Source organism: Heyndrickxia sp. FSL W8-0496, assembly GCF_038007825.1.
Lineage (GTDB): Bacteria > Bacillota > Bacilli > Bacillales > Bacillaceae_C > Heyndrickxia > Heyndrickxia oleronia.
Genome location: NZ_JBBOXX010000001.1, coordinates 236,844 through 260,139 on the forward strand (window position 1 = coordinate 236,844; position 23,296 = coordinate 260,139).

At 34.5% G+C, this 23,296-nt stretch carries 24 protein-coding genes, 1 pseudogene, 1 riboswitch and 1 other annotated feature; of the genes and pseudogenes, 15 read left to right on the top strand and 10 right to left on the bottom strand.

The window, feature by feature from the left end; all coding sequences use genetic code 11:
* Nucleotides 1-6 precede the first annotated feature (6 nt).
* A complete protein-coding gene (locus tag NST63_RS01400) occupies nucleotides 7-831 on the bottom strand; it encodes a MerR family transcriptional regulator (protein WP_341041089.1) in 825 nt (274 codons plus the stop codon).
* A gap of 481 nt (nucleotides 832-1,312) precedes the next feature.
* Between NST63_RS01400 and NST63_RS01405 the strand changes: the two genes are divergently transcribed.
* From NST63_RS01405 to NST63_RS01420, 4 genes and pseudogenes are all read left to right on the top strand, one after another.
* Nucleotides 1,313-2,062: a DeoR/GlpR family DNA-binding transcription regulator gene (locus NST63_RS01405; RefSeq protein ID WP_341041090.1), complete on the top strand. Its 750-nt coding sequence runs from the start codon at nucleotides 1,313-1,315 to the stop codon at nucleotides 2,060-2,062.
* Entirely contained in the window at nucleotides 2,059-2,991 is a 933-nt protein-coding gene (gene pfkB / locus NST63_RS01410; protein ID WP_341041091.1) for a 1-phosphofructokinase, read from the top strand. Before NST63_RS01405 ends, pfkB begins: the two co-directional genes overlap by 4 nt.
* Nucleotides 2,988-4,773, top strand: a pseudogene (locus tag NST63_RS01415) (PTS fructose transporter subunit IIABC). The gene pfkB and the pseudogene NST63_RS01415 overlap by 4 nt, the downstream one beginning before the upstream one ends.
* Nucleotides 4,774-5,198: 425 nt before the next feature.
* Entirely contained in the window at nucleotides 5,199-5,711 is a 513-nt protein-coding gene (locus tag NST63_RS01420; protein ID WP_341044133.1) for a GNAT family N-acetyltransferase, read from the top strand.
* A gap of 400 nt (nucleotides 5,712-6,111) precedes the next feature.
* Here NST63_RS01420 and NST63_RS01425 read toward each other — a convergent pair whose 3' ends face one another.
* Complete coding sequence (locus tag NST63_RS01425) at nucleotides 6,112-7,056, bottom strand: ABC transporter substrate-binding protein (protein WP_341041092.1); 945 nt, start codon at nucleotides 7,054-7,056, stop codon at nucleotides 6,112-6,114.
* A 1-nt stretch (nucleotide 7,057) separates the two neighbouring features.
* The gene (locus NST63_RS01430; protein ID WP_341041093.1) at nucleotides 7,058-7,603 is read right to left on the bottom strand and encodes a hypothetical protein; all 546 of its coding nucleotides are present in this window, start codon (nucleotides 7,601-7,603) and stop codon (nucleotides 7,058-7,060) included.
* 230 nt (nucleotides 7,604-7,833) lie between these two features.
* A riboswitch (cobalamin riboswitch) is annotated at nucleotides 7,834-8,026 on the bottom strand.
* A gap of 109 nt (nucleotides 8,027-8,135) precedes the next feature.
* Nucleotides 8,136-8,350 (top strand) — a binding site (T-box leader).
* A 59-nt stretch (nucleotides 8,351-8,409) separates the two neighbouring features.
* Between NST63_RS01430 and aspS the strand changes: the two genes are divergently transcribed.
* Together aspS and NST63_RS01440 are read left to right on the top strand one after the other, a co-directional pair.
* Nucleotides 8,410-9,696: an aspartate--tRNA(Asn) ligase gene (gene aspS, locus NST63_RS01435; RefSeq protein WP_341041094.1), complete on the top strand. Its 1,287-nt coding sequence runs from the start codon at nucleotides 8,410-8,412 to the stop codon at nucleotides 9,694-9,696.
* Between the two features lie 252 nt (nucleotides 9,697-9,948).
* Nucleotides 9,949-10,338: a hypothetical protein gene (locus NST63_RS01440; RefSeq protein WP_242598365.1), complete on the top strand. Its 390-nt coding sequence runs from the start codon at nucleotides 9,949-9,951 to the stop codon at nucleotides 10,336-10,338.
* Nucleotides 10,339-10,427: 89 nt separating this feature from the next.
* Here NST63_RS01440 and NST63_RS01445 read toward each other — a convergent pair whose 3' ends face one another.
* Nucleotides 10,428-11,210, bottom strand: a complete 783-nt coding sequence (locus NST63_RS01445; protein WP_341041095.1) for a polysaccharide deacetylase family protein — start codon at nucleotides 11,208-11,210, stop codon at nucleotides 10,428-10,430.
* A 186-nt stretch (nucleotides 11,211-11,396) separates the two neighbouring features.
* Between NST63_RS01445 and NST63_RS01450 the strand changes: the two genes are divergently transcribed.
* The 5 genes from NST63_RS01450 to def all read left to right on the top strand — a co-directional run bounded on the left by NST63_RS01450 (nucleotide 11,397) and on the right by def (nucleotide 13,973).
* A complete protein-coding gene (locus tag NST63_RS01450) occupies nucleotides 11,397-11,768 on the top strand; it encodes a cupin domain-containing protein (protein ID WP_212946457.1) in 372 nt (123 codons plus the stop codon).
* A 141-nt stretch (nucleotides 11,769-11,909) separates the two neighbouring features.
* Complete coding sequence (locus NST63_RS01455; RefSeq protein ID WP_341041096.1) at nucleotides 11,910-12,452, top strand: DinB family protein; 543 nt, start codon at nucleotides 11,910-11,912, stop codon at nucleotides 12,450-12,452.
* A 147-nt stretch (nucleotides 12,453-12,599) separates the two neighbouring features.
* Nucleotides 12,600-13,124, top strand: a complete 525-nt coding sequence (locus NST63_RS01460) for a DinB family protein (protein WP_212946454.1) — start codon at nucleotides 12,600-12,602, stop codon at nucleotides 13,122-13,124.
* 89 nt (nucleotides 13,125-13,213) lie between these two features.
* Nucleotides 13,214-13,405: a helix-turn-helix transcriptional regulator gene (locus NST63_RS01465; RefSeq protein WP_341041097.1), complete on the top strand. Its 192-nt coding sequence runs from the start codon at nucleotides 13,214-13,216 to the stop codon at nucleotides 13,403-13,405.
* Nucleotides 13,398-13,973, top strand: coding sequence for a peptide deformylase (gene def, locus NST63_RS01470; protein ID WP_212946452.1), 576 nt, complete (start codon nucleotides 13,398-13,400; stop codon nucleotides 13,971-13,973). The genes NST63_RS01465 and def overlap by 8 nt, the downstream gene beginning before the upstream one ends.
* 83 nt (nucleotides 13,974-14,056) lie before the next feature.
* Here def and NST63_RS01475 read toward each other — a convergent pair whose 3' ends face one another.
* Nucleotides 14,057-14,956 (bottom strand): 3-hydroxyacyl-CoA dehydrogenase, encoded by a 900-nt coding sequence (locus NST63_RS01475; RefSeq protein ID WP_341041098.1) that lies wholly within the window; start codon nucleotides 14,954-14,956, stop codon nucleotides 14,057-14,059.
* A 313-nt stretch (nucleotides 14,957-15,269) separates the two neighbouring features.
* Between NST63_RS01475 and NST63_RS01480 the strand changes: the two genes are divergently transcribed.
* The gene (locus tag NST63_RS01480) at nucleotides 15,270-16,166 is read left to right on the top strand and encodes a DMT family transporter (protein ID WP_341041099.1); all 897 of its coding nucleotides are present in this window, start codon (nucleotides 15,270-15,272) and stop codon (nucleotides 16,164-16,166) included.
* A gap of 70 nt (nucleotides 16,167-16,236) precedes the next feature.
* Here the strand turns inward: NST63_RS01480 and NST63_RS01485 are convergent, their stop codons facing one another.
* The 3 genes from NST63_RS01485 to NST63_RS01495 all read right to left on the bottom strand — a co-directional run bounded on the left by NST63_RS01485 (nucleotide 16,237) and on the right by NST63_RS01495 (nucleotide 18,369).
* Nucleotides 16,237-16,926 carry an ArsR/SmtB family transcription factor gene (locus tag NST63_RS01485; protein ID WP_212946450.1) on the bottom strand — a complete coding sequence of 230 codons (690 nt, stop codon included), beginning with the start codon at nucleotides 16,924-16,926 and terminating at the stop codon, nucleotides 16,237-16,239.
* A 72-nt stretch (nucleotides 16,927-16,998) separates the two neighbouring features.
* A complete protein-coding gene (gene ant(6) / locus NST63_RS01490; protein ID WP_212946496.1) occupies nucleotides 16,999-17,853 on the bottom strand; it encodes an aminoglycoside 6-adenylyltransferase in 855 nt (284 codons plus the stop codon).
* Between the two features lie 48 nt (nucleotides 17,854-17,901).
* Entirely contained in the window at nucleotides 17,902-18,369 is a 468-nt protein-coding gene (locus NST63_RS01495; RefSeq protein WP_212946449.1) for a hypothetical protein, read from the bottom strand.
* 286 nt (nucleotides 18,370-18,655) lie between these two features.
* On the opposite strand from NST63_RS01495, the gene brnQ reads away from it, so the two are divergent.
* Together brnQ and NST63_RS01505 are read left to right on the top strand one after the other, a co-directional pair.
* Nucleotides 18,656-20,011 carry a branched-chain amino acid transport system II carrier protein gene (brnQ, locus tag NST63_RS01500; protein ID WP_212946448.1) on the top strand — a complete coding sequence of 452 codons (1,356 nt, stop codon included), beginning with the start codon at nucleotides 18,656-18,658 and terminating at the stop codon, nucleotides 20,009-20,011.
* Nucleotides 20,012-20,324: 313 nt separating this feature from the next.
* Nucleotides 20,325-20,852 (top strand): GNAT family N-acetyltransferase, encoded by a 528-nt coding sequence (locus NST63_RS01505; RefSeq protein WP_341041100.1) that lies wholly within the window; start codon nucleotides 20,325-20,327, stop codon nucleotides 20,850-20,852.
* Nucleotides 20,853-20,918: 66 nt separating this feature from the next.
* On the opposite strand, the gene NST63_RS01510 is transcribed toward NST63_RS01505, so the two are convergent.
* Nucleotides 20,919-21,581 (bottom strand): GntR family transcriptional regulator, encoded by a 663-nt coding sequence (locus NST63_RS01510; RefSeq protein ID WP_212946446.1) that lies wholly within the window; start codon nucleotides 21,579-21,581, stop codon nucleotides 20,919-20,921.
* Nucleotides 21,582-21,805: 224 nt separating this feature from the next.
* On the opposite strand from NST63_RS01510, the gene NST63_RS01515 reads away from it, so the two are divergent.
* Nucleotides 21,806-22,252, top strand: a complete 447-nt coding sequence (locus tag NST63_RS01515) for a hypothetical protein (protein ID WP_341041101.1) — start codon at nucleotides 21,806-21,808, stop codon at nucleotides 22,250-22,252.
* Between the two features lie 106 nt (nucleotides 22,253-22,358).
* Here the strand turns inward: NST63_RS01515 and NST63_RS01520 are convergent, their stop codons facing one another.
* Nucleotides 22,359-23,261 (bottom strand): LysR family transcriptional regulator, encoded by a 903-nt coding sequence (locus tag NST63_RS01520; RefSeq protein WP_341041102.1) that lies wholly within the window; start codon nucleotides 23,259-23,261, stop codon nucleotides 22,359-22,361.
* Nucleotides 23,262-23,296 lie beyond the last annotated feature (35 nt).

Below are 23,296 nucleotides of genomic sequence, written 5' to 3' on the forward strand. Positions count from 1 at the left end.
TTGACACTATTTTTTCTTCACTGGAAAATACACTTCAGTTATCATCCCTTCAGGAACATCGGTCTGATTGGGATCAGTCATATACACTTCATAAGGTGACTTCACCAGTTCATACTTTTCAACTTCTATCCATTCTCTTAACCTCGCATATACAGCTGTTAATTCCGAATAGGATCCCTTTAAAACAGATTTCGCACAAAGACCACCAGGCATTTCTCGGGTTCCGATTACAGGCTCTGCTATTGGAATAGCAAACTCTGTATCGTTACCGGCAGGATTATATTCGGGGCTATGGTAAAAGGTTATAGGCATTCCAAGTAATGTGAGGTTTTCTGTAGCAATCCTTTCGTATAGTCTGCTAAAATGTGCTCCATAACCTTGAGCATAGTCATCACTAGTCATCATTTGTCGTATATAAAGGATATTCATTGGCTGTGTCTCAACTAGTTGAACTTCAATATCGTCACCAATTGACATAATTGATCGGCCATTTTCTATATTCAAGACATCTTTATTTATTTGTTTTAGGGTATCCTCCAAAGTGCCTATCTTTTCCTGTATTTCCTTTCTCTTATAATTCAGTGCAGAGCAAAGCTTTTCTTCCAATTGATCCTCTTCCAACTCGACGATAGTTTTGATTTCTTCTAGAGAAAATTGATAGGATTTCATGCGGTTAATAAAGAGCATCTTTTTTAGCTGATTGATGGAATAAAATCTATAACCGTTTTCAGGATTAATCTCGTCAGGTTTAATTAAGCCAATTTCATCATAATATCGAAGTGTTTTTGTAGATACTCCACAGATTTTTGAGAATTCTCCAATTGATAGCAAGAGGTCACCTCCATTTTTGATTGTATAAAGCTTCTTTCAAATAATCTTTGTTCAATTCCTTTATACACATTCCCCTAAGGGTAAAGTCAATGGCAAAAATAATATTGATTTTGTAAAACAACTAAGATTGTTCATAGGAGAAATAAGGGGAGCTTGGAGCGATTGATTCTAACTTAAATATATAACTAAATAAGCGATTAAAGGAATTGGAAAAAGTATGGCTACTTCAATTGCAAGGAAACTACTATCTATTTTGAAGTTCATTAGTAGTTGAATATTTGAGGTTTATTATTGTTTGCTAATAATTAATAACCATAGAAAAGTACCAATTGTAAAATGAAGGATTTTCCTATTAGCATAAAGAGTTGAATACATTTGATTGGTTGTGAATGATTTTGAATTATTTTGATTGATTTTTAATGATTGAAGTTGTAAAATAAACTTACTAAATGTAATGAAAGCGTTTTAGGAGGGTGTTGTTTTGTTAGAACCAGAACGCCATCAAATAATTTTAGAGGCATTAAAGATAAAAAACTCGGTGACACTTCAAGAACTAGTAAAATTAACAAATTCATCAGAATCAACTATTCGACGCGATCTAATTCAGCTAGAACAAGAAAAATTTCTTAAAAGAGTTCATGGAGGGGCACAAAGACTGCAAGGTAAGCTTCAAGAACCTAGCATGAATGAGAAATCTTCCAAAAACCTTCAGGAAAAACGTCAAATTTCTAAATATGCTGGAGGATTAGTCGAAGAAGGTGATTGTATTTATTTAGATGCCGGTTCGACCGTTTTTGAAATGATTCCGTATTTACCTACTAATATTGTAGTTGTGACGAATGGACTCATGCATGCGAATGAGCTTCTTGAAAAAAATATTAAAACATATTTAATAGGTGGATATGCAAAACCAACAACAAAAGCTTTTATAGGTAGAGGTGCTTTAGAAAGTCTTGGGCATTATCGTTTTGATAAATGTTTTATGGGCGTAAATGGAATTCACCACCAATTTGGATATACAACACCTGATCCAGAGGAAGCAATGGTCAAACAACTAGCTATTTCATTAACTAGAGAAGCATATGTCCTTGCTGATGAAACGAAATTTTCGGAAATTTCATTTGCGAAAATAGCAGATTTAAACGAAGCTTCTATAATTACAAATAAATTAGACCCAGATACAAAAGAGCAATTTATTAGTAAGACAAACATAAAGGTAGTGATATCGTGATCTATACATTAACTTTAAATCCATCTCTTGATTATATCTTAGAACTAGATCAGATAACCTTAGGTGATTTAAATCGTACAAAAAATGATTCGAAATTTCCTGGTGGAAAAGGCATTAATGTATCGCAAGTATTAAAGAAATTAGATGTTAATAGTAAAGCTCTTGGATTCATAGGTGGTTTTACCGGAGACTATATTGAAGAATTCTTAAGAACTTTAAAGATTGATACAGAGTTTGTAAGAGTTAAAGAGGATACAAGAATAAATGTAAAACTAAAGTCTATAACAGAAACAGAAATCAATGCAAAGGGCCCGAATATAACTAGACAAAACTATGAAACTTTGAAAGAAAAGATTCGTGGACTTACAAGTGAAGATATCCTCGTATTAGCAGGTAGTATTCCATCGTCCATGCCGGCAAATACGTATGAAGAGCTTGTAGAAGTATGCAAGGAAAATAGGACTAAGTTTGTTGTGGATGCTGAGGGAGATTTATTAATGAATGTTCTTCCATTCCAACCATATCTTATAAAACCTAATCATCATGAGCTTGGAGAATTATTTAATACAGTCGTAACTACAGCCGAAGAGGTTATTCCCTATGGAAGAGAGCTTATAAAAAAAGGTGCTCGAAATGTTATCGTTTCTCTTGCTGAAAATGGAGCAGTTCTTATTAATCAGGAATATGCATTAGTTGCAACTGCCCCAAAGGGAGAAGTGAAAAGCTCAGTTGGTGCAGGGGATTCAATGGTAGCTGGATTTATTGCAAAGTTTGAAAAAACAAAAAGTGTTGAAGAAGCATTTCGTTTTAGTATTGCTGCTGGTAGTGCTACCGCGTTTTCATTTGGTTTATGCACGCGTGAACAGGTAGAAAATTTGCTACCTGAAATAAATGTAGAGAGAATTTCATTCAAGGGGGATGGAATATGAAAATAATCGAGTTATTAACAAAAGATACAATTAATCTATCAATCAACAGCACGGAAAAAATGGATGCTATTGAAGAATTAGTAAGTGTGCTGGACTCCGCTAACAAATTAAACGATAGGGCGGAATTTAAAAAGGCAATCTTAAAGAGAGAAGAACAAAGCACAACAGGGATTGGCGAGGGAATCGCCATTCCCCATGCAAAAACAAAAGCGGTAAAGCAAGCAGCTATTGCATTTGGAAGGTCAAGTAATGGAGTGGACTATGATTCCCTTGATGGTCAACCTTCACATCTTTTCTTTATGATTGCAGCACCAGAAGGGGCAAATAATACCCATTTAGAAGCACTTTCTAGGCTCTCTACTATATTGTTAAAACAAGAAGTACGCCAATTATTGCTAGAGGCAAATTCTGAAGATGATGTATTAAATATTATTAATCGCTATGATCAAGAGGAAAAAGAAGAAAATCAATCCATGACGGATAAGAAACAATTTATTGTTGCAGTAACAGCTTGCCCTACGGGTATTGCCCACACGTATATGTCAGCAGATTCTTTAAAGGCAAAAGCTGAAGAAATGGGTGTCGCTATTAAGGTTGAGACAAACGGATCTGGTGGAGCAAAGAATGTTCTAACTGCTGATGAAATTGAAAACGCTATCGCCGTTATAGTAGCAGCAGATACGAATGTGGAGATGAATCGTTTTAATGGAAAACATGTAGTTGAAGCCGCAGTGGCAGACGGGATTCGTAAACCACAGCAATTAATTGAAAGAGCATTAAAGCAAGATGCACCGATTTATCATGGTAGCGGAAAGTCTAGTAATCAAAGTGAACAAAAAGGTAGAGGGGTCGGAGCAACAATCTATAAACATCTGATGAGTGGAGTTTCAAATATGCTTCCGTTTGTAATCGGCGGTGGTATTTTAATTGCTCTAGGTTTCTTATTCGGTGTAAATGCGCATAACCCAAAAGATCCTACTTATAATGTGATTGCCGAAGCATTAAATATCATTGGCGGTGGAAATGCATTTGCCTTAATGCGCCGGATTCTTAGGCGGTATGGTTGCCGGATTCTTAGCTGGATATGTCGTTGTTGGATTAAAAAAGGTATTGGCTGGACTTCCTAGTTCTTTAGAAGGAATCAAAACTATTTTGTTATTTCCGTTATTAGGTATTGCTGTTACAGGTTTTATCATGCATTTTGTCGTTAATAATCCATTGAGTGCATTAAATACAGCAATTTCTAACTGGCTTACAGGTCTGGGTACAGGAAATGCAGTATTGTTAGGAATAGTATTAGGATTAATGATGGCTATTGATATGGGGGGCCCTGTAAACAAAGCTGCTTACTTATTCGGTACTGGATTAATTGCAAGCGGGGTCTACGAGCCAATGGCAGCAATTATGGCAGCAGGGATGGTTCCTCCATTAGGTATTGCTATTGCGACTACTTTATTTAAGCATAAATTTAGCAAGCAGGACAGAGATGCAGGTAAAGTAAACTATATTATGGGACTATCTTTTATAACCGAAGGTGCCATACCATTTGCAGCTGCTGATCCAATTCGAGTGATCCCTTCTTTAATGGTAGGTTCAGCTGTTGCGGGAGGCTTGTCAATGATGTTTCATATTGGACTTCGCGCACCACACGGTGGAGTTTTCGTATTTCCACTAGTTGAGGGTAGCTGGCTTCTATATTTGCTTGCGGTTGTCATTGGGGCAATTGTTTCGGCCGTGTTAATAGGAGTCTTAAAAAAGCCTTTAACAGAATCACGCCAATAAAAAGCTAAAATCATAAATTAAGTAAAGAAAATGAAGAGAGATACTTCTTTCAATATAGAAAGGAGTATACTCTCTTTTTTATGCGCTAAAAATCTTTAATTTTATACAAATAGTTTACCAGTAGAAGCTAAATAAACAGACAACGGTATGAAAACAAGCTGAGCTACTTCTGAAAAGGGTTGGGGTATTATATTTCCTCATCGATATAATGATAGAATAAACGTTTTTTCCTAGTTTGCCATGTGGCTTTACAATGTTAAGATATACAAAATCGTATTATATTATTATCATTGGTAGATGGTCTATGCACTTATAGTATGCTTATTTTGTCTTATCAATATTTAGTTCTTAAGAATGTTTTACAACGATAGAACCAAACATAAATATCTAATACTCGTAAATTATATTTTTTCGAAGAAAAGGTGATAATGATGATCGAAACAGAAAGATTATTACTTCGAAGATTTACAGAAGATGATGCTGAGTTTATTTTCAATCTCCTTAATGAGCCTGATTGGATCAAATATATCGGAGACAAAGGGATTAAAACCATTGAGGATGCAAAAAAGTATATCGAGCATAGCCTTATAAAAATGTATAATGATTTGGGATTTGGTTTGTATTTAGTGATTTTAAAAGAATATGGAATACCTATTGGGATGTGTGGCTTGGTTAAGAGAAATGGATTAGAGGATGTTGATTTGGGTTTTGCTTTTTTGAAAGACTTTACAGGTAAAGGGTATGGATATGAATCAGCTCGGGCAGTCATGATCTATGCAAAAGCCGAATTAAATATAAGTAGGCTCGCAGCCATTACAACTACCGATAATCATGCATCAGAAAATCTTTTATTAAAATTAGGATTTCATTTTGACTCAGTAACGAAATTATCTCAAGATGCTGATCCATTAAAACTATTTATAAAAGAGCTAAATTAAAAAAGCTTTTTAGGATTCGTTTTACCTTTAGACTGTTTTCGTATCGTTTGTTGCTTGTGTAAAAGATTCAGCGATTCATATAAAGTTTGGAGCTCTTTTCTTAGTGAAGTGAAGGTGTAGCGGTCTTCAGCTGATAATTATTTGTTAAAACCATACTTAAATAGCAACAATGTTTTAGAAAAGAGTCTATCTTTTTTTAAAATTATTCTTCCTGCAAAATCGAAATTTGTTAAACAAGGAGGTAAAGCCGAGAAATATATTAGATAGATTCGGTTTTGGCTCACTACTATTCTCTATGTCGATCGGATATCTTTATAATGTTTTTTCATGAATAATGAAAGTATTATACTGATAATAGCTAAAGATAAAAGCTGGAGTGATCAACACTCCAGCTTTAGTCTCATTTAAAATATTCTGGGTACGCCATTTTTGCAACTAATTCAACCGCTTCAGCAATTCTTGGACCTGGGCGTGACATGATATCCGAGTCTAATTGGTATACTCTGTCCTTTTTAATCGCCTCTATGGTTTCCCATCCTTTACGAGCTTTGATTTCTGCTACAGGGCCTTCGATATAATCGACAGTTGTTGCAATGATTTCAGGATTCTGCTTGATGACTGTCTCTTCTGAAACCTTGATCCAACCTTCTTGATTCCCAAAGATATTTTCTACACCAGCTGTTTGGAGGATTTTTTGTTGGAATGTGTTTCTGCCTGTTGAATAAATATCAGGAGATGGGCTTATTTCAAAATATACGCGTTTTGGTTTTTCGATATTTTTTAATTTATTTTCGATATCATTTATATGAGTGCGAATATTGGTAATAAGTTCTTCCCCTTTTTCTTTCACACCCATTACTTCTGAAATTTGTTGGATATCACCATAAACATCCTCAAAGGAAGAAGCAGATTGTATGACAAATACAGGAATACCTGCATCTTCAATTGGTTTTAAGGCATTTTCATCTCCGATTGTATAAGCAATGACAATATCTGGTTTTAGTGCAATAATTTTTTCTGTATTAATGGTAACAGAGTCCGATACACGTTCAATTTTACTTGCTTGCTCTGGATAATTATCATATTCCGTTGCGCCAATTACTTTATCTCCAGCTCCAAGTGCAAAAAGAATTTCAGTATTACTAGGCTGCAATGAAATAACCGTTTCAGGAGCTTTTTTGAAGGAAATTTCCTTGCCAGTATCATCCTTCACGGTATACGCTTTTACTTGTTCAGGTGTATCCTCTTTTTTAGGTTCATTGCTGCTCTGATTGGATTGGCAGCCTGCTAAGAAAATGATCAACATTATAGCTGTTAGCCAATGAAACAAATGATATTTCTTCAAGTTATTTCCCTACTTTCTTTTTTATCGGTCTTGTTGGATAAGATTTACTGACAAATTGGATTTCTTCAACACCTTTATCCTTGTTTACATAGACCGCCATGTAAAAAAGGACATTAGCTAGTAGATTCGTATAATTGAATAAGATATCCGGAACCTCTCTTTCAAGACTTACCTTATGTAAAGCACGAACGGACTTTTTTGCCTCACTTCTACATACATGTAGAGCACATGCAGCAGCCGTCCCTTGTGGAAGTACAAACCGATCAATGCGACCATCTGTTTCCGCAACATAGAAATCATACATGCTGCTTAGACGAATTAAATCATCCTCGCTAATGGCAAGCTTTCCGCGTACAGATCCATTTAGATGATAGGCCATTGGAAGCAAGTACATTAAATCTTCATAAACAATAGGAATATCCTTTGTTAAGGAAGCAGCTTGTCCAATACGCGTTGTTAATGAATCTGTTCTAATTTCGAAATCAACGGTTGAAGCGGATTCGCGCATAAAGGGATAGCATAAATAACGTAAGTCTTTTTTTACCATGTCTTTTTCTCCTAATCTTAAATATTTTAAATGTTTACCTCATAACACTTCAGAAAAAATTCGTCTGGTTTCGATCTATATCGTTTCATAACGAGGAGATCAATATATTTGTAAAATTGAACACAAAAAAACCGTCCAGATAGAATTTGGCCGGCGGGAAAATGATCCTTTATTAAACGATATGAAGAACCAATCGAGCTGCCATAAAATCTCTTATCTTCCGAAGAGCATGTTACGTTCAAGAATAGGCAGGTCTCCTGGCTTGTGCGTCATTTTACTTTAAGAACCTTCCCGTTTTCGATGTTTCAAACAGTGGTTTACTTCTTATTTCATCGGCACTTACAGTTGCGGAAACAGCTTCGGTATCACACCGAATTCCCTATTAATGCTAATAAATTAGCAACCTATTCTCTGCAGGTATTCACTTACTTCCAGTGTACAATGAAGAGATTGAATAATGAAGCATTTTTTTAAACTCTGAATAGGTTGACATTTTCTTTTCGTAAATATATAATCTTCTACAATCAAAATATGGAAATCAATGACCGGAAGGAAATGATAAGTCCTTGATTATAGAGAGCGTTTGGTTGGTGGAAAAACGCATCAAGGTTATCATGGTGACATCCGTAAGTGCTGAAAGAAATGCTTAAAGGCAGAGTAGAATCAGACGGTACCACTCGTTATGTGGCATGAGAGGCTGATAAAAAGGCAATCTGGGTGGTACCACGGAATACATTCGTCCCTATGTTTATATAGGGGCGAATTTTTTTATTTGATTCTTTATTAATGAAAAGGAGGAAGTCAAAATGATTCGAATAGTAACGACAGAAACGCCTTATAAGGTTGGGGAAACGGTAAAATTATCGGGTTGGGTTCATAAACAACGTTATTTATCAAAAGTTACCTTCCTGTTACTTCGTGATAGAGGTGGAATTATTCAATGTATTTTGGAGAAAGAATGGTTAAATTTCCGAGTAGAAAACGAATCGATTGTTGAGATAATCGGGGACGTTGTTGAATCAAAGAAACAAAAATTAGGCGTAGAAATACATGTGAGAAACATTAGAGTGATCAATAAATGTCAGAAGGCGATCCCGTTAGAAATCAATCAATCGGAATTGAAAGCAGGAATGGATCATCTTCTTAACTACCGTACCTTATCTTTAAGACATGAAAAAAATCAAGCCATTTTTAAAATTCAAAGTGTATTATCACAGTCATTTGGCGATTTTTTTACATCACATGGATTTACACGTATTTTTACACCAAAAATTGTCTCTCAGGGTGCAGAAGGAGGAGCAAATGTATTTAGCCTAAATTATTTTGGGAAAAACGCCCATTTAGCACAATCACCTCAATTTTATAAACAAATGATGGTAGCAAGTGGTTTCGAACGTGTTTTTGAAATTGGGCAGGTATTTCGAGCAGAAGCACATCATTCATCAAGACATTTAAATGAATATGTTTCTCTTGATGTTGAAATAGGATTTATTGACGATGTAAAAGAAATTATGGAATGGGAAACAGATGTACTTAAATATATGATCTCACGTGTAAATGACCATTGTAAACGGGAGTTAGAAATTCTTGATGTTAAACTTCCGTTAATAACTGAGATTCCAGGCTTAACTCTTTATGAAGCACAGGAAATACTAAGTAGTCAATATCAAAAAGCATCTCCTGAAGGGGACCTAGATTCCGAAGGAGAACGATTAATAGGTGAATACGTAAGAGAAAAATATAATAGTGAATTTGTCTTTATTACCAATTATCCATGTGAAACACGTCCAATGTACACGATGCCTAGTAATGATTCAGGATTAACAGAATCCTATGATTTATTGTACAAAGGCTTAGAAATTACTTCTGGTGGGCTTCGTATCCATGATTATGAAATGCTGTTACAGTCATTCTCAGGTAAAGGATTAAATCCAAATGATTTTGCCTCATATATTGAAATGTTTAAATATGGTGTACCTCCACATGGTGGATTCGCCATTGGACTAGAGAGATTGACAGCAAATATGACAGGAGTAGGAAATATTAGGGGGGCGACAGCATTTCCTAGGGATCTTGAGAGACTTATACCTTAGAGCAAAATCAATGGTCTTAATAACAGTGTAAGGGAGGGGGAAATATATAAGGACGAGGATTCTCCCAAGGTTGGTTGCCAGAAATGGCAGCCTTTTTTATTTGAATAATGGGGGTAAACTTGAAAATTTGTTGAGTTAATCTCACCGTTAGAGTGCTTACACATTATTAAATGTTTTGTTGACTTTCTGTATACATTTGTATACAATAGGAATATAAAATGTATACAGATGTATACAGGAAGGAGAGTTTTTATGAGAAATGAAGGATATAGAGGTCGTGGCAAAGATAGACATCACCATGGTGAGGGGCATAAGCGAAAAGAGAAACATGTTCATCAAGGAGCAAAAACGTTCCGCAGAGGCAGAGCCGTCGCATTTTTAGAAATGATGAGTCTTAAGCGTGATACTTTAAAGCAACAATTAGAAACACCGGAACTTCAAACAATTAATCCAATTATAGTTGGTGAACTAAAGGCAGTGGAAATGGTCATTAATGAGTTTGTCCAGATGTTTGAACTATATGAATATGATGAAGTAATGGAAAAGGAAGGAGATGTTCAAGCAACAGAAGAAGTAATTGAAACGTCTTCTATGCTAGCTTCTCAAGAGAAGCAAAACTATGAAGAGGAAAAGAATGACTAAACAAATTTTTTTAGTATTCATTGAGGACGGAAATTGGAGTTATCCTCCAATTTCCCATCATTTATAAACGCGAAAAAGTACAAAATTGATTATTTAGCAGGAATATTAAGCAATTTAGGGATCGTTACCAAGTTATATTTTTCTTTATTCAGCTCATCAATAATTTTTGGTAAAGATTTTACGGTCCCAGATAAATCTCCACCAGTCCCGGTTCCAGAGTGCTGCAGAATAATTGCACCCGGTTTTACATGCAATAGAACATTACTCGCCACTTGATCTTCATCTAAGCCTTTCCAATCTAGAGAATCGACATTCCAATTCACAATTTTTTTGTTGTGTAATTTCAACCATTGGAGTTGCTCTTCATTGATATTTCCATATGGCGGTCTAATCATTCTTGGAATATATCCCGTATACTGTTTAATAATATTGTCGGTTTTTATAATTTGATTTCTAAATTCAGTATCACTCAATTTAGAAAAATTCGCATGGTTATACGAATGGTTTCCAAGAGCATGTCCTTCTCGAATGATCCTTTTAAATATATCAGGATGCTCCTCGATTCGATATCCAACTACAAAAAATGTTGCCTTAACCCCTTTTTGTTTTAAAATATCTAAGATCTGTGGGGTGAAAATATTATCAGGTGCATCATCAAATGTTAAAGCAATTTCTCGTTTTGTCTTCGATCCATACAAAAAAAATGTATTTTGGTATTTATTATTTAATTCTGATAAGGATAATGGATCTTTTTTAGGTTCGGCGGATAGCTCATGAACGAAAGTGGTCTTTGCTTTAACGTATGTAGGATCGGAAAAGGGAACTATTAAAAATTGAAATAAGATGAATAAAAAAAGCAGAGAATGTTTCATTATTACTACCTCTAGTTTTTAGATTATATTCTTTATATGTTATATATTTGCAATTCCTAATAAAATATACTAAAAGAGATACGAATGAAGGAGGTTAAGATCAATCATCGTAATTTCCTTCTCATGAAAATAGACTATTAACGTGAATTAATCAGTTAATTAAGGAAAGTTTTAAGGAGGATTTATATGGATTATCAAAATCAGGCAATAAACATCAAAAATAAATTGTCGAAATTTAATGAATATTGGTCACCTAAAGTAATTAGTGAAATGAATGATTATCAGTTTAAGTTAGCAAAATTATTAGGTGACTTTGTTTGGCATAGCCACAATGATACTGATGAAGTATTTATTGTGATAGAGGGGGAAATGAAAATTGAATTTCGCGATGGAGAGGTTACACTTTCAAAAGGAGAAATGTATGTCGTACCTAAAGGGGTAGAGCATAAGCCATTTGCGGAAAAAGAATGTCAGGTCATGCTAGTGGAGCCGAAAGGTGTGGTGAACACAGGTGATCACCAAGTAGAGTTAACAGCGGAAAATGATGTATGGATTTAAGAGGATTGTTCATGAATTTATTAGTCAAAAAGATCAGAGATTACAATTCTCTTTTTTAGGGAAATAGTTGGAATTCAAAGGGATTTCCATGTATTTACCAGAATATATAATGAGTGAGTATTTTTATAGGCGGGTGAAAACATGGCAATAAATTTAGAAACTTTATTTTTAATTGATCAAAAGGATGGTATGAGTTTAGAGTTTAGTAAATTAGTTTCAATGATGAATTATGCGAGAGAGACGACCATTGCAGAGGTACAGGAATTAACCGTTGAAGAACTTGATTTCCTTTACGATGCGGAAGCTAATTCAATTGGAATGTTATTAGCACATATGGTTTCGGTTGAAAAAGCTTATCAAATCGAAACATTTTATAATCGTGAAGTGACAGATGAGGAAATTAATGAGTTAAATCCAGCCTTGGAATTGGGAAGTAGGGCAAGGGAACAAATCCATGGGAATACGATTGATTTTTATATGAAGGAATTAACCGATGTTCGTAATAAAACCATCGAAACATTTCAAACCCTCCCGGATGAATGGTTATTTCAGCAAACTCCTTTTTGGTTTGATCAACAAGCAAATAATTACTTTAAATGGTTCCATGTATTTGAAGATGAATTAAATCATAGAGGGCAAATAAGGATTATTAAAAAAATGATGGCGAAGAGGTTGAAGGTTTAAAGAAGAAAAGGGATGTAGCGAGGGCTATATCCCCTTTTTAGTTAGAAGTACAATGTAATAAAACAAGAACAACTGTATATATGAATCATGAGATCCATATTTTTAAAGAAGATGGTTGCAAGTGAATCATAGGGGGGAGAAGTTCAGATGAATTTTAAACTAATGGAAGCTATTGAAGTGTTGCAACGTACTCCACAAACATTGAATGAATTTGTATCTGGTTTATCGAAAGGTTGGTTGGACTGTAATGAGGGTGAGGGTACTTGGAATGTAGCTGAGGTGATTGAGCATCTTATTGAAGCCGATAAACATAATTGGATACCAAGATTAGAAACAATGCTTCATGAAGGTGAGAGACGACCCTTTCCTCCTTTTGATCGTTTTGCACATTTAAATAATATGGCGGAAAGAACCATTCAACAACAGTTGCGAGAATTTAAGAAGGTGAGAACGGAAAATATAACTAAACTTAAGACAATTATTCAACCTGAATTACAGCTTGAGCTTACAGGGGTGCATCCTGAATTTGGAATAGTGAAGGTCAGAGAATTATTATCGACATGGGTTGTTCATGATTTAACACATATTTCCCAAATTGTACGGGCGATGGCAAAGAGATATGATATGGATGTTGGTCCTTGGAGGGAGTACTTAGGTATATTGGAAGATTGATTTCAGTGTTGGATTGTCCAAAGTAATTGACATTTCACTTACGATTGTTAGAATAATAATGTCCAATACTTTTGACATAGGTGATGCTTATGAAAAATAATATAAAAGAGGTAAGGAAAAAGCTAGGACTCACTCAAGAGGAGCTTGCTAAGGAGTGTGGGGTCGTGAGGCAAACGATTAATTGTATCGAGAATGATAAATATGATCCTACACTGGAATTGGCATTCAAGTTATCAAAAATACTAAGAGTAAAGGTGGATGCATTGTTTATTTATGAGTAAATTTCATTCAAATTATATAATTACAATGAAGGATATTGTTAGGGAAGGTGACCGTATTCTCCATCAGGCAACAAAAGAGGTATCCCTCCCACCTTCTGAAGAAGATAAAGAAACATTAATATCCATGATGAATTTTTTGAAAAATAGTCAGGATTCTAATCTAGCAAAAAAATATAATTTACGTCCAGGAGTAGGTCTATCAGCCAATCAAGTCGGGTTGAATAAGAGAATGTTTACGGCTTTTTTAACTGATGAGAAGGGGAAAGAGCATGAATATGCAATTATAAATCCGAAAATCATCAGTCATTCCGTCTCCATGATTTATTTACCACAGGGCGAGGGGTGTCTTTCTGTTGATCGAGATATTAAAGGCTTTGTACCTCGATATGAACGGATTAAAGTGAAGGGATTTAATCTTACAGGAGAAGAAGTGTTATTAAAGCTGAGTGGATATTCCTCAATTGTTGTACAGCATGAAATTGATCATTTAGATGGTATTATGTTTTACGATCGTATGAATAAAGAAAATCCATTTCAATTACCGGATAATATCAAAAGCTTATATTGATATCTGTATGAAGAATAAGCTATATAAAGATAGAAGAAGGAACTTTCCCTCTTGGGTCAGTTCCTTCAAATTGTAAGAAGGAATTAGTTTTCTAAGAAACCAGGTTTCATAAAGTTTGGATTTGGATAGGTGTAGAATCCTTCTCCAGTAGCTCTACCAAGTTTGCCTTTATCAATATACTCTGATTTCAATAACTTAGCTAATTTTTCGTATTCTTGGTTACCCGTTGCTTTCGCTTTAGCAAGTGTAATATTGTAAGCAGTATTGATTCCAACAACATCTAAAATGGCAAAAGGACCTTGAGGAGCACCCGTTGCAATCATCCAAGTTTTGTCGATTGTTTCTGCATCAGCAACTTCATTCAATAATAGAAGCTGAGCAGCATCTAATAAAGGAACTAATAATGAATTTAAAATATAGCCTGGCTGTTCTTTATATAAAGGCAAAGCAACCATACCAATCGCTTTGGCAAATTCAATCACTTCATTAAAGACCTTCATATCTGTTCCGGGGTGTTTCATAACCTCCGCTGTGTTATTTTTCCAAATTTCGTTTGCGAAGTGTAGGGCTAAAAACTTAGCAGGTCTACCTGTTGCATCGGCAAACTGGCTTGGTAATAATGTAGAAGAGTTTGTTGCAAAAATTGTTTTTTCAGGAGCTACCTTTCCAAGCTCATTGTAAAAGTCAGTTTTAATTTGAACAACCTCAGGAATCGCTTCGATTACTAGGTCTGCATCAGCAACGGCTTTTGATAAATTAGAATTGAAAGATATGCGTTCATATGCTAAGTTAACTTCTTCATCAGTAGCATTCAAATCTTTTTTATAGTGCTCTTTTAAACCGTTAATTCTTTCTTTCGCACGCTCCAATGCTTCATCATTAATGTCATATACAGATACATTGAATCCTTTGAATGCTGTTTGGTATGCAATCTGACTCCCTAGCACACCGCTACCGGCAACGGTAATATTTTGATAATTCATAGCCAGTTCTCCTTCTTTCCTATTAAATACCTTCATATTATGGCACATCCTATCAAAAAAGATAAAAGAATATGCTTCTATATAGGTAAGGGAATCTTCTCCAATATTTCTTTTATCATGAATCTTAAATGAAAAAATAATGTATACATAATGAAAAAATATTTATGAGAACGTAAATCTTTAATTGCACCAATTCCTGTTTATTGAAATGCTTTGAATATGCTTCTAATTGATTCCATATTTCGATAAAAGCTGAAATTTAAAGCGGATATAATAGCCATAGCTTAGTATTTCAAAAATAGGGAGAGACACAATGAATAATTACAAATTTATACCATTAGTACTTTTAACGACATTTTTAATGGGATCGTCGTTCGCTATCGTTAAAATAGGCTTGTCCTATTCATCACCGATACTATTAGCAGCTTTGCGTTTTACACTTGCAGGAATCATTATGAGCATAATTGTGAGTGTTTTAAAAAGGCCACATCCCATTACTAAAAAGAGTTGGATAAGGATGGTTATTATTGGTGCTTGTCAAACAGCTGGTGTGATGGGGTGTATATTTTTGAGCTTGCGAACGATTACTGCCAGTGAATCCTCCATCCTTACATTCACAAATCCGTTACTCGTTATTGTCTTTGGGACCGTTTTTACAAAAATTCGTTATAGATTATATCAGTGGATCGGTGTTCTTTTAGGACTATTAGGGGTAGTTATTACAATGGGGACACAATTACAATTTGAAATTGGGATAGTATTTGGTATTCTTTCAGCAGTTTTTTGGGCAATTGCTACATTATTAGCAAATAAGTGGGGGGCAACTTTTGATACCTGGGTATTATCAGCCTATCAAATGCTTTTTGGCGGATTATTACTGTTACTTGCTAGTTTTCTTTTTGAAAAGCCATTTTTCACTTTCAATGGCCAGTCCTTATTCATTTTATTTTGGTTAAGTATGATGTCCTCAATTGTTCAATTTGCGATTTGGTACTATCTTCTGCAAAAAGGTGATCCTGGAAAGACGAGCGCCTATTTATTTTTAGCCCCATTCTTCGGTGTAATAACCGGTTGGTTACTGCTTGGGGATCATCTATATCCTTCACTTATTATTGGCGGTTTGTTTATTATCATTGGTATTTATCTTGTAAATAGAAAATTTCAGCATTTAAAACAAGAGAGTGCTAGTATAGAAATCCAAAATAGATAGATTAAATGAATATATATAAGACTGCCTCCAAAGTGATTAAACCATTCTTTATGTACTTTGGAGGGTAACTTTACTTGATATCGATTTGAAATGTTTTCTTGAATCCTATTTTTCCTTTATCTGTAATAGTCACAGCGCGAATGGATGGATCCTGAGTTATCCAGCCCAATGTTAAAAACTTTTTTAATAATCCGTTACCTAGGGCTCCTGCAAGATGATGATGACGTTCGCTCCAATCTAAACATGCATGAGAAAATGAACGACGTTTTCCTCTTAATTCAACTAAATCAATGCCAAAATCAGTGAAAAACTGCTCGCCTGCTGTTGTAATGGTAAACTCCTGTGCTTCTTTTTCTAAATAGCCTGCAGCCAACATGGCTTCAGTTAACTCAACTCCTAATTTTCCTGCTAAATGATCATAACACGTTCTAGCATTTTGGAGTAATTTCATTTGCCTTGATTGCTTTAATGAACGAACTTCAGGAGGAGGAGAAATAGCAAGGAATGATTCTAAAATGCGTGCAATTTCTTCATTAGCCAGCTGGTAATAACGATGGCGACCATGTTTTTCAACAATAACGAGATTCCCATCGACTAATTTGGAAAGGTGAAAACTTGCTGTTTGTGGTTTGATCGCGGCCATATAAGCTAGTTCACTTGCAGTATGAAAACGTCCGTCCAGTAAACTTGTTAAAATAGTAGCACGTGAAGTTTCACCAAGAAGTGCAGCGACTTCAGCTACATTAGGACTAATACTCATCTTTTTCACCCCTTTGTAATTCATACTTCAATTGTAATCGAAGTATTGAATGTATACAATGAAGTTTTTTAATTATCTGTACTTTCTTTGAATCCTCTCTATATAATTGATAACCTTTTTATCGTACTCAGGATAAGGATAACCAAGTGTTTCAGAAACATAAAGGGAGGATTCTCGGAATAATTCAAAGCTATAATAAAGGGCGTCCCACATTGCTTGATAGGTGGACATATTATACGTCGATAGTAGTGTGTTCCATGTTTCGTTAGAAACGTATTTTTTTAAGAACTTATCACTTTTTCCAATACTTAAAGAAAAATTAGTTTCAATTCCGATTTTCCATCGTAACATCGTAAGTAAATTAGGGCGAAAAGCGCTATTCATTATATCGTTAGCAAAGAGGATCTCCTTTCTAGCTAGTCCTTTTGCTACGTATGTGGACGTCATCCAAAACTCATTGCAGCAATCGTCAAAGGATTGCATACTTGGCCTTTGAATATGATATTTTGCATCGCTTGGGATAATTGTTTTTTTGATGAGTTGATCTTTGTCCAATAGTACTTCGACTAAACCATCACTCTCTTTAAAATAATCTTCAAATTCATTAAGCGGAATGAGAGTTAGGTCGATTTTTGACCCATCTTCAAAAATCATTAAATACGAGAACCAGTTTCCCAATTCGGGTGGGAATAATTCCATTGCTTCTGGCTTTTGGAGAATGATTCTTTGTCCAAAATAATCTAACCAATCATCACTTTTCTTAAAAAAGTCCATATCTGTTACAAAATAACTAAAATCATAATCTTGAAATTCATCTTCTGGAATGTTTGAGTTGGTTAAAGAGCCTTCAAGGGTGAATATTCTAATTTTTTCACAATTGATTGCAAAGTTCATACCTAATTCCATTATCTCTTTTTTACTACGCAATATCATCACCTACAAGTCGATATTAGATAGGGGAGTTGCCTACCTTTTTTATTGATTATACTTTCTAGGTGATTTTCCTTCTATAAAGAATTGAAAAAGATAGTTCAAAAGGGAATAAGAAAAAGCGGTTAAGAACAGGTGCTTAGGCTTGAACCTTTTTAATTTATATAAGTTGAATTTTTCAAAAAATCGATTTAATGGAAATGCTAACATAAGATCATTAAATACATTCAAAAGAGAATAAAGCCAAAATTTTCCGTATGTTAGATGGAAAACCCATAAGTTTCCTACGAAGAAAGGTCCAAAAATAAATGTTAAAGCATTATTTGTTGAGGCTTTAGCTCCACCCTTTACTTTCCACCATTTATGGGAGTTCGCTAGCAATGTTTCTATTAGAAGAATGATTGATGAAAAAAGTGTAACAGGTAAGAACCTTTTAATTGACTTGATTGGTAAAAAGAAGATTGTAGACCATGATAAACAAATTAGCATTATTCGAATAAGTAATACGACCAAATTATCTCCCCCTTGTCCTTTTTTTTATTTTGACTTTAAAAAAATGATTTATGCAAAAACATATTTATGGAAGGAAATACGTAGATAATAAAATATATGTAAACCATGTACTTTAGAGATGTGAAGAAACAAGTAGAACTATGTCGAAATTATTAAAAAAATATCGAGCGATATATTGCATTTTTTATATAATGATAGTATGATTAATTCCATTGATATATTGCATATGCGGGTAATAAATTTTTAGATAAATTTGAATATTTTCTTCTTAGGGGGAACTGGTCATATGGACAATAAACTTTCATTTTCAAATTATTTTATAGTAGGAGTTATGCTATTTGCTTTGTTTTTTGGAGCAGGAAATTTAATCTTTCCTGCACAACTTGGACAAAATGCAGGAACGAATCTATGGCCTTCAGTAATAGGCTTTCTAATAACAGGGGTGGGTCTACCTTTTCTTGGAATTCTAGTGATGGGGATATCAGGTAGCCGTGACCTACGTGAGTTATCAAGTAGAATTCACCCTATTTATGGAACAGTATTTACTTCACTATTGTATTTAACGATTGGACCCTTTTTTGCAGCACCCCGCACAGGAGCCGTTGCTTATGATATTGGTATTGCACCGTTTTTTGAACATGGTAAGGGACATATCGGGTTATTTATTTTTACATTGTTGTTTTTTGCTATTACTCTATGGTTTTCATTGAATCCAGCTAAATTGGTTGATCGAGTAGGGAAAATCTTATCTCCTGGAATCATTATTCTATTATTTATTTTACTAGTAATGGCTATTGTGAAACCGATGGGTTCTATTGAAGCTCCACAGGAAGCGTATCAAAATGGTGCGTTTATGAAAGGTTTTACAGAGGGATATAACACGATGGATGCATTAGCTTCACTTGTATTTGGTATTATCGTTATCAATTCCATCCGTGCACTTGGAGTAAAAACGACACGAGGAGTACTGGGAGCTACTGTTAAATCCGGAACGGTTGCAATTGTTTTTCTTGGAGTTATCTATGTAGGGATTGCCTATCTAGGTGCAACTAGTACAGAAAGATTTGGTCTTTTTGATACAGGGGGTCCTGTTTTAGGTAGTGCAGCTTCGCATTATTTTGGAATGACTGGAACCGTGATGTTATCTGTTGTTATCTTACTTGCCTGTCTAACGACAAGTATTGGATTAATGACAGCCTGTGGAGAGTATTTCCATACATTATTTCCGAAAGTAAGCTATAAACTATTTGTCACTTTGTTTACTACAGCGACATTTATCATCGCAAATTTTGGACTAGCTAATATTATTAACTATTCAATTCCTGTATTAATGTTTCTCTATCCACTTGCGATTGTTTTAATGCTTTTAACTTTCTTGTCACCATTGTTTAATCATTCAAGATTGGTTTATATTGCAGCAACAGTTGTTACATTTTTAATTAGTATCATTGACGGCTTAAAAACATTTTTTGATTTATTCAAAATGGACTATTTTGGATGGGTATCAGGCATAATTAAAGTGTATGAACACTATTTACCTTTTTATCATGAAGGCTTAGGATGGTTACTGCCAGTACTGATTGTTATCTTAATTACGGGGGTTATTGCTCGCTTCATGCAATACTCTGAAGTTCATGCATAAAAGAATAACAATCATCGAATGTAAATCGTTAATTCTTTAAAAAATAGCGATTAAAAAAGTCAGTTCCGAATGTATTAATGGAACTGGCTTTTTTGTTTGTAATAAAAATGGAAAAACAATGTTGGCAATTATATAGTAGTAATTAAAATGTGAGTTTAATTCATATGATTAATAATGATAGAATTGGATAAAAGGCATATAAGTTTCAATTGGCAGAATAATAGTTTTCCAATGGAGAGGTGAAGCTATCTATCGTTTGTTTATTTTGATTACTTAATTACCAGCAAAATAAATAAGTGAAGGGGAGTAAAACATGCTTGAAATTAGAAAGGGAACAGTTGAGGATCTATCGATTATCCGACAATTAGGGATTGACACTTATTATGCACACTTCAAGGATAATTGGGAAAATAAAAAGGAAATAAATAAATTTTTAGAAAAAGATTTTTCTAAAGAATCATTAGAAAAAAGCCTACAGATGCATAATGTAGTCTGGTTGATTGCTTATATTGAAAATGAGGCAATTGGCTTTGCAAAAGTGAATTTTGATAGGAAACTACCTAATAACGCAACTAGAGGAGCCGAGTTGCAAAAAATATATTTTCTCCCGAGTTCTACAGGCAAGGGTTATGGAGATATACTCTTAAATGAAGCGATTAAATTGTCAATACATAATAATCAGGGACTACTTTGGTTAGAAGTATTAAAAACTAATCATCAAGCTAAGGCATTCTACGAAAAGAAAGGATTTAACGTGAAAACTGAGACGATCTTAAAAGGCGTAAATGGAGATATGAGTTTGTGGGTAATGATAAAGGATCTTCAAATGACTGACTATTGATCAGGCAATCTATTTATGGATACAACCAAAGCCGGTTTCTACACAATAGGACCGGCTTTTACATATTTAGTTCTTTTTCACTGATTTGAATTCTTCAATAGCACGCAACCAATTTTGTCGCATAATATTAGAAACTGCCACTTCGTTCCCATCTTTCATTAATTGTATAATGGTGTCGTGCTCTTTAATTGATTGTTCAGTTAGAATAATGGATTGATGGAAGAATAATCTTCTTACATGTGCTTGAAGATAAGCGACCATATTATCAATATATGAATTATTTGCTGCATCTACAATAATTTGATGGAATTCTTCATCAATTTTCAATGCTTGGAAGTCATTATCCAAATGAATGGCATCCGCGAATCTTTTATTTGTTTGTTCCAATTTATTCGTAATTTCGTCCGTTAGATTGGAAATGGCAAGTTCAGCAGATAATGCTTGTAAAGCAGCTAATGGAGGAAGTAGCTCCTTAATCGATTCTTTTTCTACTTCCGTTACCTGTGTCCCTTTACTCGGATACATAACTACAAATCCTTGTGCTTCAAGCAATTGAAGGGATTCACGGATGGGTGTTCTGCTGACTCCTAATGCTTCTGCAAGCTCGGAGTCATTGAGCTTTTCCCCTGGCTTTAGTGTTCCATCGATAATCCATTGTTGTATTTGATTGAATGCGCTTTCTTTTGCGGATGTGCGAACCGGTTTTGAATGATCAGTAGGTATTGGCATATAACTTACCTCCCTAGAAATTTGTCTGTTTTCTATACTATTAGTATACCTTAAAATGAAAAGGATTGATATATGATATATTGCTACAATTAGATGAATGTATTTCAGATTATGAACCTGATAATAGAAACGAATTGAAAGATGCTAAGCATCTGACAGGTATAGGACAATTAATTTTGAGAGATGATATGGTTATTTATAGGGAATAGAGAGGATTGCTATGTATGGACAATCTATTGATATGGGCATTATTTATTCTACCTTGGCTATCTTTAATTTTTATGAACCATTCATCAATTCGGAGATATATGCCTGTTGCTTTTTTAGCTACTATCATAAATACAATTATAGCTCAAATTGCTTGGTTTCATCATTGGTGGAAGTTTAATGAAAGTCTTTTTTATTGGGATAAGATAGCTCCACTTTTTACAGTATATGGTGTTTTTCTCATTGGGACCATGTGGATATTTTATTTTACCTTTAATAAATTTTGGATTTATATGCTTGTAAACGCTATAATAGATTTTTTTTATGGCTTTATTTTTTCAAGAATATTAAATATGCGAGAAATTAGAGAGGATGGGGAAATTTCCTCTTTATTAAATTTTTTATTAATGATGTTTATCGCAGTTATTCTGTATCTTTATCAGTTATGGCAGGACAAGAAATAATAATATAGTAGAGCTAATCGAATTTATTATGAGTTGCTCGATTTACTATAAAAAAGGAAGGGAATTCGACCATTTATCAAGATTGTTACCTTAATCTTTCCTGTTTTTAAGCTCTAGTCTTTTCCAAAGAAAGCTTACAAGTGTCGATGAAATTAGATACAAGTATGCTTTTCTTTTCGTTTTTTCTAGTACAAATTGCAATTTTATTTTTTACACAGATGTCTTGAACAAATACTCGAGCAAGTTGATGATTCTCCACATAATCACGGACAACAAGAGAAGAGATAAAGTTTGCCCCATAACCTGCCATAACCGAATGAATGGTTTCATTTAAACCATTAAACTGAAGTGCAATCTTTGGTGGCTCTACTTGAAAGGTTTGACAAAGGGAAAAAAGCCTTTCTCGAGTAGAGCTTCCTTCCTCACGCATAATGAATGGCTCCTTCACCATTTCCTGTAAGCTGATGCACTGATTGGCAAGTGGATGTGTAGGCGAGACTACAAACCAAAGTTCATCTTCTAATAATTCTTCCCACTCAATTTCATCTGGTCTTTCTGAAACTCCCCCACCGTAGATTGCGATATCCGCTTTAAATTGTTTGAGTTGATCAAATGCACCTTGTGAATTAGTAGTATGGATGAATAAATTGATTTCCTCGTTGTGAGCCTTAAATGTAGCGGCCCATTTTGGAATTAAAAAATTTGCAGGCAAGTAAGTTGCAGCAATATGGATGCTTCCTGCCCTCCCATGACGATGATTGTCAATGAAGCCTTCAATCTTTTTCTCAAAGGCAAAAAAGTTCTGTGCCTTTTCTGCTAACTCTTTACCGAATTCTGTTAATAACACTCCCCTCCCATGAGGCTTGAATAAGATTATTCCAATCTCTTGCTCGAATTTCTTTATTTGACTAGAAACGGCGGGCTGACTAATTCGCATCAATTCAGCTGCTTTAGTAAAGCTTCCTGTTGTGGCAACATGGTGAAATAAGCGAAGGCCATGTATATTCATTTTTTCCTCCATTCATAACTTGAAGTTATATAACG